The sequence below is a fragment of the Reella acinonychis genome, from assembly GCF_052384575.1.
Taxonomy (GTDB): domain Bacteria; phylum Pseudomonadota; class Gammaproteobacteria; order Enterobacterales; family Pasteurellaceae; genus JBQSUQ01.
Genome location: NZ_JBQSUQ010000007.1, coordinates 190,307 through 206,584 on the forward strand (window position 1 = coordinate 190,307; position 16,278 = coordinate 206,584).

The following is a 16,278-nucleotide window of genomic DNA, read 5'->3' on the forward strand; positions in this document are numbered from 1 at the left end:
ATGTTTGTTTCATATTCTATATCACATTCCTATGGGGGGGAATTATGTCTAAATGTCCATTTGATCATGGCTCAAAAACCTTAACTAACGCAGCAGGTGCACCTGTTGTTGAAAACGACAATACAATGTCAGCAGGTCCACGTGGTCCATTACTTTTACAAGATGTTTGGTTCCAAGAGAAATTAGCTCACTTTGCTCGCGAGCGTATTCCTGAGCGTGTGGTTCACGCTAAAGGTTCTGCAGCTTACGGTAAATTCACTGTAACAGCAGACATCACTAAATACACTAAAGCAGCAGTATTCAAACCAGGCGCAGAAACTGAAGTTTTATTACGTTTCTCAACTGTTGCTGGTGAGCGTGGTGCAGCAGATGCTGAACGTGATGTGCGTGGTTTCTCAATCAAATTCTATACTGAGCAAGGTAACTGGGACTTAGTAGGTAACAACACACCAGTATTCTTTATTCGTGATCCATTAAAATTCCCAGATTTTATTCACACACAAAAACGTAACCCACAAACAAACTTACGTGATGCAAATGCAGCATGGGATTTCTGGTCACGTCACCCTGAATCAATGCATCAAATCATGATTTTATTCTCAGATCGTGGTATTCCTGCGACTTTACGTAATATGAACGGTTACGGCAGCCACACTTATAGCTTTGTAAACGAAGCAAACGAGCGTTTCTGGGTGAAATTCCACTTAAAAACTCAACAAGGTCACAAATTCTTCACCAACGAAGAAGCAGCTAAAGTTGTAGGTGAAAATCGTGAATCAAGCCAACAAGATTTATACGAAGCAATCGAGCGTGGTGAATTCCCACGTTGGACTGTTCAAGTGCAAATTATGCCAGAAGCAGATGCACACAAACACAACTATGCATTCGACTTAACTAAAGTATGGCCACACGCGGACTACCCTTGTATCGAAGTGGGTGTGTTAGAGTTAAACCGTAACCCAGTAAACTACTTTGCGGAAGTTGAGCAAGCGGCATTCGCACCAAGCAACATCGTACCGGGAATTGGTTTCTCACCAGACCGTATGTTACAAGGTCGTTTGTTCTCTTACCAAGATGCACAACGTTACCGTTTAGGCGTGAACCACCACCAAATCCCTGTTAACGCACCAAAATGCCCATACCACACAACTCATCGTGATGGTGCAATGCGTGTTGACAACAATGGTGGTAACCACCCGAACTACGCGCCAAACCGTTTCGATACTTATGTTCCAACTCACGACCAATTACCATTACAAATTGAACGTGAAGCGGCACACTTTGATTTCCGTGAGTACGATCAAGATTACTACTCACAACCAGCGGCACTTTACAACATCTTCACTGCTGAAGAAAAAGACCGCTTGGCAGGTAACTTCGCTGCAGCGTTATCAGGTGTAACTTTCCCTGAAATCGTTGAAAAACAAATGGTTCATTTCGAAAAAGTAAGTTCTGAATTAGCAAATGCTATTCGTGCAAAATTAGCGAAGTAAGATTTCATTAGTAAAAGCTTGGGGAGCATTAGGGCAAAAAAACTAGAGTCCTCCAATCAAATTGAAATCACTTAACTTGCAAATTTCACGCAAAAAATACCCCGTTGTGAGTTTACAACGGGGTATTTTTTCAATTTTGCCAATCAGAGCAAATTAGAATTCTCCATTGAACGATAACATTCCGCCATAGCGAGTTTTGCCGAATGTATTACGTTCAACATAAGGGCTAACTTCCACTTTGAACGCAGGGCTAAATGCATAGCTCACGCCAGTGCTGAATTTCGCACGAGTTTTGTTTAGCTTGCCTTCGTAGCGGAAATTACCGATATATTGCCCCGCTGCGGTGTAGGTTGGATTCTTACCACCGACACGCTGTTCAACTTCCGCTTTGGCTAAGAATTTCAACTTATCTGTTACTGGTAAGGCAAGTTTAGTTCCTAACGCCACAGTGGTATCAGTGAGGCTTAAATCACCAAATTTCACAGGGAATAATAGATTTTTCTCGGTATAACCTGTGCGAGAAATGCGGTTGTAACGTCCTGATACATACCAACCCAATTCTGCATTGTCTAACGCAAAATCTTGTCCAATAGTTAAACTAGCTCCTAAACCTTTGATTCGACTAACATGTTGTTCAGATTCTGTGTTGTCATAAACCGGGCGTTTAACTTGCGCATTGTAGTAATCCCAAGCCACCGCTGGTTGTACATACCAATTTTCGCTTTGCCAACGACCAAACACACCCCAACCTAAATTACTGCTATTGCGTTTGTAGGTGTCTGGTAAATTGCGACGTAGTGAGCGATCAAAGCTTACGCCTAGCGTTAAGCCATTACCAAAGTGATAACCAGCTGTAAAACTTGCTGCGGTATCTTTGGTCTCACCACTTTTTGCTATGTCCGTACGAACGTCATAACAGAAAGTTTGGTTGGTGTGGCAACCTTGTTGCAAACGGCTCAAAGCATGTTGTTGCATTGCCATCAGTTTAATACTATCTGTCCCGAATTGTTGCAAGGCGTTAATGGTGAAATCTAAATTAATCGCTCCTAACACTTCTACTGGTGATTTTGGTTTGGATGTATCAGAGGTAGGAGAATTGTTTGCAACAGCACTATTACTTTGATTTTTCTCAGCCGCTTTTTTCAGTTTAGAAATATCATAAATTGGTAATTCAATCGTTACACCTTTGCCCATTTCCACTGTTTTTTGGGGAATGGTTGGCTCTGTCGTTGGTGTAGTTGTATTGTCCACTGACGTTGTTGGATCATTAGCACCATTTGTTGGATTCGTTGTGCCATTTGTTGGTTCTTCTGGAAGTGTGCTTGGTTGTTTTAATGTTGAAATATCAAAAATTGGAAGTTCTATAGTTACACCGCTGCCATTAATGCCAAAGTCAGCAATTTCTTGGGTTAAGACTTCACTTAACACTCTTTCACTAAAATTATCATATTTAACACGCCATAAGGTAGCATAGGTTGGTCCATTTTTAGCCGCCTGTGCTCTTCCCCCTACAACAGTTCCATCATCACTTAACGTATAAGCGGCAGAATATCCTTTTTTATCTGGTCTTAATGAACCTAAATTGGTTTTTACTTGCCAATAATCTTCAGGTCTTTCTAAATAGTAGTTAAATTTACTAGTATTGACGTTTGACCACAATGTCGCAGAAGTTTCCCATTCTTCATTTGCTGCATAGCCAGCAGCCACAGAGCCGTCAGCACTTAATGCTCTAACACTTGATTCACCTCGGTTATCTTGTCGTAGTGTGCCGAGCGTTACGGGCGTTTGCCAATTATCTCCCACCCAAAGGATCGCTTGATGATCATTCTTCCAGTAATCCCCCGTTTTGTCATTCTTCTCTTTACCTGATTCAAGATGTGAGACAGTACCAAATATCCCCCCTGCAATACGACCATCAGCACTTAAAGCAAATACTAAAGAATTGGGTTTACTATTTGGTGTGGGGAGCAAGGTTTCCGTTTGCCAATACTCACCAGACCAAATCGCTGCTGTTGAATACTCCACTTTAGGCATATTGGTTTTCTGAGGATCATAACTGCGTCCACCAGCAATATCACCATTATGATTGAGAGCAAATACTTGTCCTGAACCTAAAATTTCTCGATCTTGCCAGTTTTTTCCATACCAAATAGTCGCTCTATTCCATTCTACTGGCGATCCTTCATCTCTAAGTGATCCTGCAGCAACTCGACCATCCGCACTTAACGCAGAAACAAAAGAAGTGTTAGATTCTCCCTTTCTACCCTCTTCTAAATTGATTGCAAAACTCCAATTATTACCTATCCAGATAGTCGCTTGCTGACCAATATATAATCCAATAGGATGATAAGATGATCCAGCTGCAATATCACCATTTTTATTAAGAGCCTCAATGTAAGTGCGGTTTCTATTATGGTTTTTATTTGGAGCTACAGGAAGATCCGCTCTGTTTGCCCAATTTGCACCACTCCAAATGGTATCTAATGGATTTGTATTAAAGGTGCCCACGATGGAACCATCATGATTTAAGGCTGTTACATAGCTATTTGCTCTTTCATTGATAATTGAAGCGGTATAAGCCTCCACAGAAAGGGGAAAAAGAAAAATAGAAAGGATTGAAAGAGAGATTAAAGACGGTTTAAATGTTTTGATTGATTGATTGATTGGTGGGATTTTACCTTGCCTTTGGCGAGTTCGGAAGCCACTTGCCACGTTTGTTGCACTGCGTTCCAAATAATGCGATAACTACGATTTAACATAAGACACTCCTAGAAATAATAGTAGAAAACTGTAGTGAGTTTATTTATTTAGTATAATTAATCAACGATATAGATCAAATAATTGTTAATCAGGCTACAAGTTAGACCAGTTTTACCTATGCCATGCTCCATTTATCTGCTTATTTAAAATACATCTGTAAAATAAAGGTGTAAGAGGCAATTAGTAAGAGGATTACACCTAATAATTTTGTCGTGAGATGAGGGCTTAATTTTCCCCGTAATTTCATAGAGAAAAAGCTGGTGAGAAATGAACTAAAAGTCACAATACCGACAATTGCAAAATTGACATAACCATATTGCCATTGCGGGAAAATAGGCTCAGAAATGACCGCACTTTTTGACAGATAACCATATAAATTACCAATTCCACCAATCACCATCATATAGTTTGTGTAAACGGCGATTTGCTTCGTTTGTACGGATTTTAATTGTGCAACTAATGGCGCCATAATTGAGCCGCCGCCAATGCCTGTAATGCCGGCAACAAAGCCGCCAGAGGCACAAGTGAGTGCACCATATATTCTTTCTTTTGCGTTTGCTTGATATTGGTGGAGATTGGCTTTGCTTTTAATAAAAAGGGTTTTTAGCGCAAGTAGTGTAAGGGTAATGGTGAACACTAAAGTAATTGCGAGATCAGACAATAGAAAGCTGAGTTCAAAACCTAATTGTACGCCTATCACCATGCCGAGCGACCAAAATAGCAGACTTTTTATATCAATTTGAATATGTTGACGCCGAAATGAAAGCAAATTAATAAGTGAACTTGCCATCACAATGGTTAATGAAGTAGCTGCGACCATTTGAATGGGGAATTGTGGAAAGAGTGTGCGCAAAATCGGCACCATGAGTACGCCGCCGCCAATACCAAATAGGGCGGACACCATATTCACGATGATACCACAAACAATCAGAATACAAAGGGTCGTTAATGCCATTACAAATGCTCAGTGGATAATAAGAGATTTTTATTCTGCCAACTTCTGTTCTTATTCGGTTATGATCATTATCATATCTATTAAAAAATCTTTTTTATATGATGAGATAAATAGAGTAGGAGGCAGTATGAATAAGGCATTTCAATTAATGGCAAAACCCACAGGGTCGATTTGTAATTTAGATTGTCACTATTGCTTTTATTTAGAAAAACCTCATTTAAATCAACGTCGAATGACGGATGAAGTCTTAGAACGTTATATTCAACAATATTTGCAATTTGCACCACAAAAAGAAGTTACGTTTCTTTGGCAGGGTGGTGAACCGACACTAGCAGGATTAGACTTTTATCAAAGTGCGGTGCATTTTCAGCAAAAATATGCGAACGGAAAGAAAATTTATAATGCCTTACAAACTAACGGTATTTTGCTTGATCAACAGTGGTGTGAATTTTTAAAGGAACAACAGTTTTTAGTGGGATTATCAATTGACGGACCGCAACCACTACATGATGCTTATCGTGTCACTAAAAGTCAAAAAGGCAGTTTTAAGCAAGTGATGCAAGGACTGGAAAATTTAATTAAATATCAAGTGTCTTTTAATACCTTAACGGTTATCCATCAAAAAAATGTGCTGCATGGTGCTGATATTTACCAATTCTTAAAATCCATTGGCTCAACCTATCTACAATTTATTCCATTAATGGGTGATTATGCTCAGCAAGCTAGTGCGAAAGATTATGGGCAATTAATGATTGATATTTTTAACCAATGGTATCCACAGGATATTGGTAAAATTGGTGTGCAATTTATTGAACAATGGTTAATGGCTTTTTTAGGCTTTCAACCGAGCTTATGCATTTTCCGCAAAGACTGTGGTGATCAAATGGTCATAGAGCAAAATGGTGATATTTATAGCTGCGATCATTATGTCTATCCACATTATAAAATCGGTAATTTAATTGAAACACCTTTATTAGATATTACCAACTCAACGAAACAACAACAGTTTTCGTTATTGAAATCCAAGTTGTCCGAGCGTTGTCAGCAATGCCAATTTCGCTTTGCTTGTCATGGAGGTTGCCCAAAACATCGTACTGTACAGGGTTTTGGTGAACCACATAATCAATTATGTGAGGCGTATTACACCGCACTTTCTTATATGTCACCTTATTTACAGAAGCTTGCACAACAGTTAAAGCAAAGAAGTTTTTAAATTTGTGATCTAGCTCACAGCGTAGATATGACAATTATCATATTTCATTAGCCTAAATGATTTGTATGCTAAAGCTGAAATTAATCATAACTTGGGAGATTATTATGAAAAATTGGAAAACTGCAATTAAGAGTTGTTTAGTGGGGTTACTAGGACTTTGTGCGATCACATCACAAGCGCAACCTAATTGGCCTACAGGACCTGTTACAATTATTACCCCTTGGGCAGTTGGGGGATTAGCTGACCAAATTAACCGCGCGATGTCTGAATACGGAAAAGAGCAATATGGTCAGCCATTGTTAGCGGATAATATTTTAGGATCTGGCGGTGCTGTGGCTTTAACAGAATATGTAAAAGAAGCACCAAATACACATAAATTAATTTTAGGTGGTGAAGGTAGTTTTGCTATCGCGCCACTCACAATGAAAGTCGCGTACAAATTTGATGATTTTGTACCTGTGATTAATATTTATTCTTCTACCTTTGTGTTCTTAGCGAATCCAAAAGCAAAAGTAGATGGAATGGCGACTTTAAAAGACTATATTGCTAAAGGCAAAACAGTAAAAGTAGGGGTAAATGGTACCAACTCTTCTGAAGCTTTACAAACTGCAGCTTTATTAACTGAATTAGGCGCTAAATTCAAATTAATTCCTTATGAAGGTGCAAATGAAGCCTTAACAGCAGTAGTTTCTGGTGAAGTGACTTTCGCAACTACACATGCTTCTTTAGCACGTGAATTCGTTAAAGCCGGTAACGTAAAACCAGTCATTGCGTTTGATGAGAAAAAACTCGTTGATGAAGTGTATAACTTAGAAAGTGTGGGTGATTATGGTTTAGATACTTGGATGACCAATACCTGCGCGGTATTTATTCGTGCTGGAACTGATCCTGCGATTGTAGAGAAAAATTACACCGCACTTAAAACCATTTTAGAAAATCCAAAATTACAACAAACTGCAAAAAATATTGGTTTAAGATTGGATATTCGCGATGGTAAATGGGTAAAAGATTATATCGATTCAACCATGTCAAAAGCGGAAAAATATTCTAAATTAGTGAAATAAATAGGCATAAAGTGCGGTGTAAAATAACTGAAAATCTCACCGCACTTTTTTATTAAGAGGTTGATATGAAAATTAGCTTTCGCCAAGATTTAGTCGGTGCAGTCGTTTTTCTCATTTTATCAATTAGCCTTTGGTTATTAATACCTTATCAAATTATGGTAACTGATGATGAGGAAGTTATTACGGCACAAACTTTCCCTCGCTTAGTGATTGGTTTAATGGGAATTTGTAGTTTCATTTTATTGGTGAAAGAGTTGGTTAAGTGGTTTCGTAAACAACCAGTAAAAATGGTGGAATTACGATTTGATCAAGAACTTCGTAGTTTGATCGTTATTGCTTTATTGCTGTTATATTGGGCAATGTTAAACTGGCTGCCTTTTATGATAGCCTCAATGATTTTCTCTATTTTATTATTGCTGTTTTTTCGTTGTAAGAATTGGATATATTATGCCATTGTGATCAGTGTTGTTATTTCTGTATCTGTTTTCTTTCAATATGTGCTCAATGTTTCGTTGCCTTAAAAGGAAATAAGGAAGTGAATTATGCTTGATCAAATCCTGTCTGGCTTTTCTGCTTTTTTCAATTGGGGTAGTTTTTTCTACATGAATTTGGGGTTATTCCTCGGTATTGTATTCGGATCTGTACCTGGTTTAACCGTCATGCTGTGCTTAGTCTTATTTTTACCTATTACCTACTCCCTCGATGCAATCCATTCTTTCATGTTTTTACTTGGGATCTATTGTGCTGGTAGTTACGGGGGATCGATTTCAGCTATTTTAATTAAAACACCTGGCACACCACATGCTGCCGCAACGATGATGGATGGTCACCCTTTAGCCTTACGAGGACAAGCACAAAAAGCGCTAAATGTTGCCCTTTATGCTTCTTTTGCGGGAGGCATTATCAGTGCATTAGTGTTGTTATTTTTAGCCCCTGAAGTTGCCAAAGTGGCGATGAAAATGGGATCGCCCGAATATTTCTTAATTTGTGCTTTCGGCTTAACCATTATTGCGGGTGTCAGTGGTGAAAGCCTACTAAAAGGCATTATTTCAGGTTGTGTTGGCTTGTTTTTATCCTTTATTGGTATGGATTTAATGAGTGGCGACACTATGCGTTTTGCCTTTGATAATATTAATTTGTATAGCGGATTCGATTTGGTGGTGGTCCTTATAGGTTTATTTGCTTTAATTGAAATTATTCATAAAAGCATTGCACTAACTAATCAGCAAGATAAGGATAAACCACAAAATCTGCCATTGGATAAAGGACGTTTATCTAAATCAGAATGGGGACGTTTGACTAAGCCGATTTCAATTGGATCATTATCAGGTATTTTAGTCGGAATTATCCCTGGCACAGGGGCGTCTATTGCGTCTTTTTTAAGCTATGACTTTACTCGTAAAGTATCAAAAAAACCAAAAGAATTTGGGAATGGCTCTATTGAGGGCATTGCTGCTGCGGAATGTGCAAATAATGCGATTACCGGTACAACCCTAATTCCATTGTTAACCTTAGGTATCCCAGGCGATGCCGCAGTGGCGTTGATGTTAGGGGCACTAATGATCAATGGCTTAACACCAGGACCAAATCTATTCACAACCCATAGCACAGCGGTTTATGCCATTATGATTGGCTTAATTTTCGTTAATATCTTTATGCTAATTCAAGGAAAATATTTAGTGAAATTATTTGCTCGCGTGGTTCGTATTCCGCAGCAAATTTTAATTCCATGTATTGCTATTTTCTGTTTTGCAGGGGCTTATTCGTTAAAAGAAAGTATGTTTGATGTGGGCACAGCTATTGCCTTTGGCGTGATTTCTTACATTATGGATAAATTAGGTTTCTCTGCGGTGCCGACTTTATTAGGCTTAGTATTGGGAGCATTAACAGAGAAAAATTTACGCCGCTCTTTAATGATTTCGGACGGTGAATGGAGCATTTTTCTTGAACGCCCATTCTCATTGGCTTTTTGCATACTAATTTTACTGACCATCATTAGTATTCTTTATACCAATTATAAAAAACTACGCTAATTTTGACCGCACTTTGTGTCAATAAGGATAAATAATGAACAGACCGAATATTGTATTTTATTTTACCGATCAACAACGTTGGGATACTGTTGGTGCTTATGGACAGCCTTTAGATATTACGCCAACACTAGATAAAATGGCAGAGGAAGGAGTATTATTTGAGGAAGCCTTTTCTTCTCAGCCTGTATGTGGTCCTTGTCGTTCAATTTTCCAAAGTGGCTTATATCCAACAGAAACAGGCTGTTTCCGCAATAATGTTGCTTTGCCTTTAGATATCAAAACCGTCGCTGACTATTTTACTGAAAATGGCTATGACACCGCTTACATTGGTAAATGGCATTTAGCGAGCGATGGGGAATTAGAAGAAACGCCAACTATTGATTACACTGTTACAGCAATTCCGCCTGAACGACGAGGTGGTTATAAAGGCTTCTGGCGTGCAGCAGATGTATTAGAGTTTACTTCCCATGGTTACGATGGCTTTGTGTTTGATGAAAATATGAATAAATGTGAGTTTAAAGGCTATCGTGTGGATTGTATTACGGACTATGCGCTCGAATATCTCGATCAATATCAAGGCGATAAACCTTTCTTTATGACAATTTCACATATTGAGCCACATCATCAAAATGATCGCCACTGTTATGAAGGCCCTAATGGTTCAAAAGTGCGGTTTAAAAATTATCAACTTCCGCATGATTTGGCGGTGCTAAAGGGCAATGCAGATGAAATGTATCCAGACTATCTCGGTTGTTGTCGTAGTCTTGATGATAATTTAGCAAGACTCATTGATAAATTGAAAGAAAAAGGGTTATACGAGAATACCATTATTGTGTTTGCTTCCGATCATGGTTCGCATTTTATGACGCGTAATCGTGATGCTAATTTAAATGGTTACGACGATTATAAACGTTCTTGCCATTCTTCCGCTTGCCATGTGCCATTGGTGATTACAGGCGGAAAATATGTGGGCGGAAAACGGATTAAGCAACTGGTTAGTACCGCGAGTTTACCAAAAACATTCTTAGCGATGGCGGGGATTGATGTGGGTGATAATATGGTTGGTGAGGATCTATACCAAGTTATTGAGAACACCAATCCGCAACGTTTAAATGAAGTCTTTATTCAAATCAGTGAAAGTCGAGTAGGGCGAGCATTACGTACCGATAAGTATCTTTACGCGGTTACCGCACCGAATAAAAATGGTGGTGAGCACTCGGGCAGTGATTTATATGTAGAGGACTTTTTATATGATTTAGAAAAAGATCCTTATGAATTAACAAATCTTGTGAGTGATCCAAATTATGAAGCAGTACGTATAGAATTGCGTCAAAAATTGGGTGATCAAATGGTGATTGCTAAAGAACAACGACCACAAATTTTGCCAGCAGGATCACAAATTTAGCGGATAATCATCGCATCCATATTGAAAAAATTGTATAGTAGCTTCGCAAGGAGACAGTATGGATGCGATTGAATTACTTCAGCCTGAGAACTTAATTAATTGTCAATTAACACATATTCATCTTGATAAAGGACTCATTGTGTACTCCCAAGGGGAGCAAGCACAGGATTTTTATTATCTTAAAAGCGGGTTAATTGGTCTTTATCATATGCTGGAAAATGGTAAAGAAAGTTTAGTTCGCCTTTATCAACATCATCAATATTTTGGTTTCCGTACTTTCTTTGGTGATCATTTTTATCATTGTACTGCCCGTATTTTGCAACCTGCGGAAATTATTCGTATTAAACCGCAAGATTTACCGCAGTTTCTGTCAAAAAATCCGCATTTAGCCACGTTTTTGATTAAACAATTAGCCATTGAATTACAGGATGCAGAGCATCGTTTATCACAGGTTTCTTATCAGCGTAGCACTGAACGTATCGCTTCGAGTATTCGTTTTTTAACAGATAATTACCCCAATTATCATTGGACTTATCGTGAAATTGCTGAATTTGCTGGTTGTGAGACAGAAACTGCCATTCGTATTAGTCGTAAGTTAAAAAGCCAAGGTCTGTTACAGAATGATTAACTGAGCGAGATACTCGACCGAGTTTTAAAATCTCGCTAAAATAGACCGCACTTTTTATTTTCAAGGAATAAGCATGTCATCCCCTCGTTTCGTTCATCTTCGTACTCACAGTGATTTTTCTATGATCAATGGTATTGCCAAAGTGAAACCATTGGTAAAAGCCTGTGTGCAAAATCAAATGGTTGCCTTGGGAATAACGGATTTTACGAATTTTTGTGGGTTAGTGCGTTTTTATGGCGAAGCCTTGAGTTCTGGCGTTAAACCTATTGTTGGTGCCGATGTATTAGTAAAAAGTGCATTATGCGGTGATGAATTATTTGAATTAACCTTGTTAGCTAAAAATAATGAGGGTTATAAAAATATAACGCTTTTATTATCAAAGGCTTACCAGCGAGGTTATGATGACTTGCCCTATATTGATCAAGAATGGCTTGCTGAATTGCGAGAGGGCATTATTGTGCTTTCTGGTGGGCGAAATGGTGATATTGGCAAAAAACTATTAAAATCAAATGCTGCTGATGTCACAAGTGCGGTGCATTTTTATCAAGAATTTTTCCCTGACCATTTTTATTTAACCCTATCCCGAATTGGTCATCCTGAAGATGAGATTTATATTCAAGCAGCGTTGGAGTTAGCCAAAACCCACCAAATTCCCGTTGTCGCTACCAACGATGTGTTGTTTTTACAACCGAGCGATTTTGAAGCTCATGAAATTCGGGTGGCAATTCATGATGGTTATACCTTGGATGATCCAAAACGCCCGAAGCGCTATACCACGCAACAATATTTCCGTTCTGAGCAAGAAATGTGCGATTTGTTCGCGGACATTCCTTCTGCGTTGGAAAATAGTTTGTTAATTGCGCAACGTTGCAATGTAACCATTCGTCTAGGCGAGTATTTCTTGCCACAATTCCCAACAGGTGAACTGAGCACTGAAGATTTCTTGATTAAAAAAGCGAAAGAGGGATTAGAAGAACGTTTATTAGTGCTCTTTCCTGATGAAAAAGTGCGGTTAGAAAAACGTAAAGAATATGATGATCGCTTGCAAGTGGAATTAGATGTGATTAACCAAATGGGTTTTCCTGGTTACTTTTTGATCGTGATGGAGTTTATCCAATGGTCGAAAGATAATGATATTCCGGTGGGACCAGGGCGTGGTTCTGGTGCGGGTTCTTTGGTGGCTTATGCGTTAAGAATTACCGATTTAGATCCCTTAGAATTTGATTTGCTATTTGAGCGTTTCTTGAATCCTGAACGTGTTTCCATGCCCGATTTTGATGTGGATTTCTGCATGGATGGGCGAGATCGCGTGATTGAACACGTGGCAGAAACCTATGGGCGTGGCGCGGTTTCACAGATTATTACCTTCGGAACCATGGCAGCGAAAGCGGTAATTCGAGATGTAGGGCGCGTGCTTGGGCATCCTTATGGCTTTGTGGATCGCATTTCTAAAATGATTCCACCGGATCCCGGCATGACTTTAGCCAAAGCCTTTGATGCTGAACCACAATTACAAGCAGCCTATGATGCAGATGAAGAGGTCAAAGCCTTAATAGACATGGCGCGTAAATTGGAAGGGGTGACACGAAATGCAGGGAAACATGCGGGGGGCGTAGTAATTTCGCCGACCTTAATTACGGATTTCTCACCACTTTATTGCGATTCTGAAGGGTTACATCCTGTTACGCATTTTGATAAAAATGACGTGGAATATGCGGGCTTAGTGAAGTTCGACTTCTTAGGTCTGCGCACGCTGACCATTATTAAATGGGCGTTAGATATGATCAATGCACGTTTAGCCAAAGAAGGAAAAAGTGCGGTGGATATTTCTGCAATTCCATTGGATGATCCTGATTCCTTTGCTTTATTGAAACGAGCTGAAACCACAGCGGTCTTCCAGTTGGAATCGCGCGGGATGAAAGATCTGATTAAACGCCTTCAACCTGACTGTTTTGAAGATATCATCGCTTTGGTGGCATTATTCCGCCCAGGTCCATTAGAATCGGGCATGGTGCAAAACTTTATTGACCGAAAACATGGGCATGAGCCAGTTGCTTATCCAGATCCTGAATATCAACACGAAAGTTTAAAACCTATTTTAGATCCAACCTATGGTGTAATTGTTTATCAAGAGCAAGTGATGCAAATTGCGCAAGAATTGGCAGGTTACACGCTTGGTGGAGCGGACTTGCTGCGACGTGCAATGGGTAAGAAAAAGCCAGAAGAAATGGCGGCTCAACGTGACATTTTTGAAGCAGGAGCGGTTAAAAAAGGAATAAAGGGCGATCTTGCGTTGAAAATCTTCGACTTGGTAGAAAAATTCGCAGGCTATGGCTTTAACAAATCGCACTCTGCAGCTTATGCTTTGGTGTCTTACCAAACACTTTGGTTGAAAACCCATTACCCTGCAGAGTTTATGGCAGCAGTAATGACCTCGGAGATGGATAACACTGATAAAATCGTTGGGCTTTATGATGAATGTTTGCGCATGGGATTAAAGGTGTTACCACCTGATATTAATTTGGGTAAACATCATTTTAGCGTTAACGAGAATGGCGAAATTGTTTATGGCATTGGTGCTATTAAAGGTGTGGGCGAAGGTCCAATTGAAGCCTTAGTTTCAGCACGTAACCGCGGTGGAATTTTTAAAGATTTATTTGATCTTTGTGCGCGTGTAGATTTGAAACAAATTAACCGCCGAACTTTTGAAAGTTTAATTAAATCAGGGGCATTTGATAAATTAGGTCCTCATCGCGCAGCATTGGCGAAGAATTTAGAAGACGCGTTACATTCCTCAAATCAATTTGCAAAAGATGAGGAAATTGGTCAGGCGGATATGTTTGGCGTGTTGACGGAAAGTCATGAAGATGTGGAACGTAAATACGCGAAAACGGCGCGATGGAGTGAAAAACAAATTTTAGAGGGCGAGCGTGAAACCCTTGGGCTTTATTTGAGTAGCCATCCGATCAGTCCTTATTTAAAAGAGCTTTCCCATTACAGCTCCTCACGTTTGGCAGATTTAACACCAAATCAAAGAGGCAAAACCAGCAAAGCCTGTGGCTTAATTATCGCTTCTCGATTTGCGGTAACCAAAAAAGGCAGTCGTTTGGGTATTGCGACCTTAGATGATCGTTCGGGCAAACTCGATATTACGTTATTTGCCGAAGCGTTGGAAAAATATGGTGAGAAACTACAAAAAGATGCCATTGTTATTGTTTCAGGACAAGTGAGTTTTGATGAGTTTACCCAAGGCTTGCGAATGTCTGTCCGCGAATTAGAAACCTTAGACGAAGCGCGCAGCCGATATGCGAAGAGTCTGGCACTAAGTATAAAACAAGCGCAAATTACACCGCACTTTATCCGACAATTAAAGGATATTATTGAGCCTTATAGTGGTGGAACCATTCCGATTAATATGTATTACGACAGTCCAAAAGGGCGAGCTTTGCTGAAATTAGGTGTGCAATGGAGTATTCATCCTCAAGATGAATTGCTTTCTGCTTTGGTGGACTTGCTTGGTGATAACGCAGTGGAATTGGAGTTTGAGTAAAATAGCTTGAATGTACAACATAAAACTATCGCAAACGATTACGTAACCTTGTATAATACGCAAAATTTTGAACTGTAAAGGACAGAACTGTGAGCAAACAATCTTTAAGTTATAAAGACGCTGGTGTAGATATTAATGCTGGCAATGAACTGGTTGAACGTATCAAACCGCACGTTAAACGTACTACTCGCCCTGAAGTGATTGGCGGATTAGGTGGCTTCGGTGCATTATGTGCTTTGCCAACTAAATATAAAGAACCAATTTTAGTTTCAGGCACTGATGGTGTGGGTACTAAATTACGTTTAGCGATTGATTTGAAAAAACATGATACCATCGGCATTGATTTAGTTGCTATGTGCGTGAATGACTTGGTTGTACAAGGTGCTGAACCTTTATTCTTCCTTGATTATTATGCAACCGGGAAATTAGAAGTGGATGTAGCTTCTGATGTGGTAAAAGGCATTGCTGAAGGCTGTGTTCAATCTGGTTGTGCATTAGTTGGTGGTGAAACTGCTGAAATGCCGGGTATGTATCACGAAGGTGACTATGACTTAGCAGGTTTTTGTGTTGGCGTGGTAGAAAAATCAAAAATTTTAGATGGTTCTAAAGTGCAATCAGGCGATGCGTTAATTGCATTGGCGTCTAGCGGTCCACATTCTAATGGTTATTCTTTAGTTCGCAAAGTGATTGAAGTAGCAGGCGTTAATCCTGCAACAGAACAATTAGCGGGTAAACCTTTGGCTGAGCAAGTGCTTGCACCAACCAAAATTTATGTGAAATCTGTTTTAGAATTAATTGAAAATGTTGATGTTCACGCGATTGCGCATTTAACCGGTGGTGGTTTCTGGGAAAATATCCCTCGCGTATTACCAGATAACGTGAAAGCAGTGATTAATGAGAAAAGCTGGGAATGGCAACCTGTTTTCAAATGGTTACAAGAAAAAGGCAATATCGAAACCTATGAAATGTATCGCACATTTAACTGTGGTGTTGGTATGGTTATTGCATTACCACAAGCAGATGTGGAGAAAGCATTATCTGTATTGCGTGCAGCAGGTGAAGACGCTTGGTTAATTGGTCAAGTTGAGCCATTAAACGCAGGCGAGAAACAAGTTATTATTGCTTAATTAAATATAGGGTGAGTGATTTATAGATATGGCTCACCCTATTTTTATGT

12 protein-coding genes are annotated in these 16,278 nt (G+C 39.4%); 9 read left to right on the plus strand and 3 right to left on the minus strand.

Annotated features, from left to right (window positions below; translation table 11 throughout):
- The first annotated feature begins 44 nt into the window (after positions 1-44).
- A complete protein-coding gene (locus ACT2CV_RS04700; protein WP_464973636.1) occupies positions 45-1,493 on the plus strand; it encodes a catalase in 1,449 nt (482 codons plus the stop codon).
- Between the two features lie 153 nt (positions 1,494-1,646).
- On the opposite strand, the gene ACT2CV_RS04705 is transcribed toward ACT2CV_RS04700, so the two are convergent.
- The 3 genes from ACT2CV_RS04705 to ACT2CV_RS04715 all read right to left on the minus strand — a co-directional run bounded on the left by ACT2CV_RS04705 (position 1,647) and on the right by ACT2CV_RS04715 (position 5,208).
- Positions 1,647-4,079 carry a hypothetical protein gene (locus ACT2CV_RS04705; RefSeq protein ID WP_464973637.1) on the minus strand — a complete coding sequence of 811 codons (2,433 nt, stop codon included), beginning with the start codon at positions 4,077-4,079 and terminating at the stop codon, positions 1,647-1,649.
- Positions 4,080-4,120: 41 nt separating this feature from the next.
- A complete protein-coding gene (locus tag ACT2CV_RS04710; RefSeq protein ID WP_464974046.1) occupies positions 4,121-4,252 on the minus strand; it encodes an ESPR domain-containing protein in 132 nt (43 codons plus the stop codon).
- Between the two features lie 140 nt (positions 4,253-4,392).
- Entirely contained in the window at positions 4,393-5,208 is an 816-nt protein-coding gene (locus ACT2CV_RS04715; protein ID WP_464973639.1) for a sulfite exporter TauE/SafE family protein, read from the minus strand.
- A gap of 127 nt (positions 5,209-5,335) precedes the next feature.
- Here ACT2CV_RS04715 and ACT2CV_RS04720 point away from each other — a divergent pair, with 127 nt between their 5' ends.
- From ACT2CV_RS04720 to purM, 8 genes are all read left to right on the plus strand, one after another.
- Positions 5,336-6,421 (plus strand): anaerobic sulfatase maturase, encoded by a 1,086-nt coding sequence (locus ACT2CV_RS04720; RefSeq protein WP_464973640.1) that lies wholly within the window; start codon positions 5,336-5,338, stop codon positions 6,419-6,421.
- A gap of 104 nt (positions 6,422-6,525) precedes the next feature.
- Positions 6,526-7,485 (plus strand): tripartite tricarboxylate transporter substrate binding protein, encoded by a 960-nt coding sequence (locus ACT2CV_RS04725; RefSeq protein WP_464973641.1) that lies wholly within the window; start codon positions 6,526-6,528, stop codon positions 7,483-7,485.
- A gap of 65 nt (positions 7,486-7,550) precedes the next feature.
- On the plus strand, positions 7,551-8,006 hold the full coding sequence (locus tag ACT2CV_RS04730; RefSeq protein WP_464973642.1) for a tripartite tricarboxylate transporter TctB family protein: 456 nt from the start codon (positions 7,551-7,553) through the stop codon (positions 8,004-8,006).
- Positions 8,007-8,027: 21 nt separating this feature from the next.
- On the plus strand, positions 8,028-9,518 hold the full coding sequence (locus ACT2CV_RS04735) for a tripartite tricarboxylate transporter permease (RefSeq protein WP_464973643.1): 1,491 nt from the start codon (positions 8,028-8,030) through the stop codon (positions 9,516-9,518).
- Between the two features lie 34 nt (positions 9,519-9,552).
- Complete coding sequence (locus ACT2CV_RS04740; protein ID WP_464973644.1) at positions 9,553-10,923, plus strand: sulfatase-like hydrolase/transferase; 1,371 nt, start codon at positions 9,553-9,555, stop codon at positions 10,921-10,923.
- 58 nt (positions 10,924-10,981) lie between these two features.
- A complete protein-coding gene (locus tag ACT2CV_RS04745; protein WP_464973645.1) occupies positions 10,982-11,551 on the plus strand; it encodes a Crp/Fnr family transcriptional regulator in 570 nt (189 codons plus the stop codon).
- A 73-nt stretch (positions 11,552-11,624) separates the two neighbouring features.
- Positions 11,625-15,101 carry a DNA polymerase III subunit alpha gene (dnaE, locus tag ACT2CV_RS04750; RefSeq protein ID WP_464973646.1) on the plus strand — a complete coding sequence of 1,159 codons (3,477 nt, stop codon included), beginning with the start codon at positions 11,625-11,627 and terminating at the stop codon, positions 15,099-15,101.
- An 89-nt stretch (positions 15,102-15,190) separates the two neighbouring features.
- Entirely contained in the window at positions 15,191-16,228 is a 1,038-nt protein-coding gene (gene purM, locus ACT2CV_RS04755) for a phosphoribosylformylglycinamidine cyclo-ligase (protein WP_464973647.1), read from the plus strand.
- Positions 16,229-16,278 lie beyond the last annotated feature (50 nt).

What these genes read in the sequence shown, in the direction of transcription:
- ACT2CV_RS04725 (WP_464973641.1), top strand. Translation starts at nt 6,526, where the DNA reads ATGAAAAATTGGAAAACTGCAATTAAGAGTTGTTTAGTGGGGTTACTA.
- ACT2CV_RS04740 (WP_464973644.1), top strand. Translation starts at nt 9,553, where the DNA reads ATGAACAGACCGAATATTGTATTTTATTTTACCGATCAACAACGTTGG.
- ACT2CV_RS04735 (WP_464973643.1), top strand. Translation starts at nt 8,028, where the DNA reads ATGCTTGATCAAATCCTGTCTGGCTTTTCTGCTTTTTTCAATTGGGGT.
- ACT2CV_RS04730 (WP_464973642.1), top strand. Translation starts at nt 7,551, where the DNA reads ATGAAAATTAGCTTTCGCCAAGATTTAGTCGGTGCAGTCGTTTTTCTC.
- ACT2CV_RS04745 (WP_464973645.1), top strand. Translation starts at nt 10,982, where the DNA reads ATGGATGCGATTGAATTACTTCAGCCTGAGAACTTAATTAATTGTCAA.
- dnaE (WP_464973646.1), top strand. Translation starts at nt 11,625, where the DNA reads ATGTCATCCCCTCGTTTCGTTCATCTTCGTACTCACAGTGATTTTTCT.
- ACT2CV_RS04710 (WP_464974046.1), bottom strand. Translation starts at nt 4,252, where the DNA reads ATGTTAAATCGTAGTTATCGCATTATTTGGAACGCAGTGCAACAAACG.
- ACT2CV_RS04700 (WP_464973636.1), top strand. Translation starts at nt 45, where the DNA reads ATGTCTAAATGTCCATTTGATCATGGCTCAAAAACCTTAACTAACGCA.
- ACT2CV_RS04720 (WP_464973640.1), top strand. Translation starts at nt 5,336, where the DNA reads ATGAATAAGGCATTTCAATTAATGGCAAAACCCACAGGGTCGATTTGT.
- ACT2CV_RS04715 (WP_464973639.1), bottom strand. Translation starts at nt 5,208, where the DNA reads ATGGCATTAACGACCCTTTGTATTCTGATTGTTTGTGGTATCATCGTG.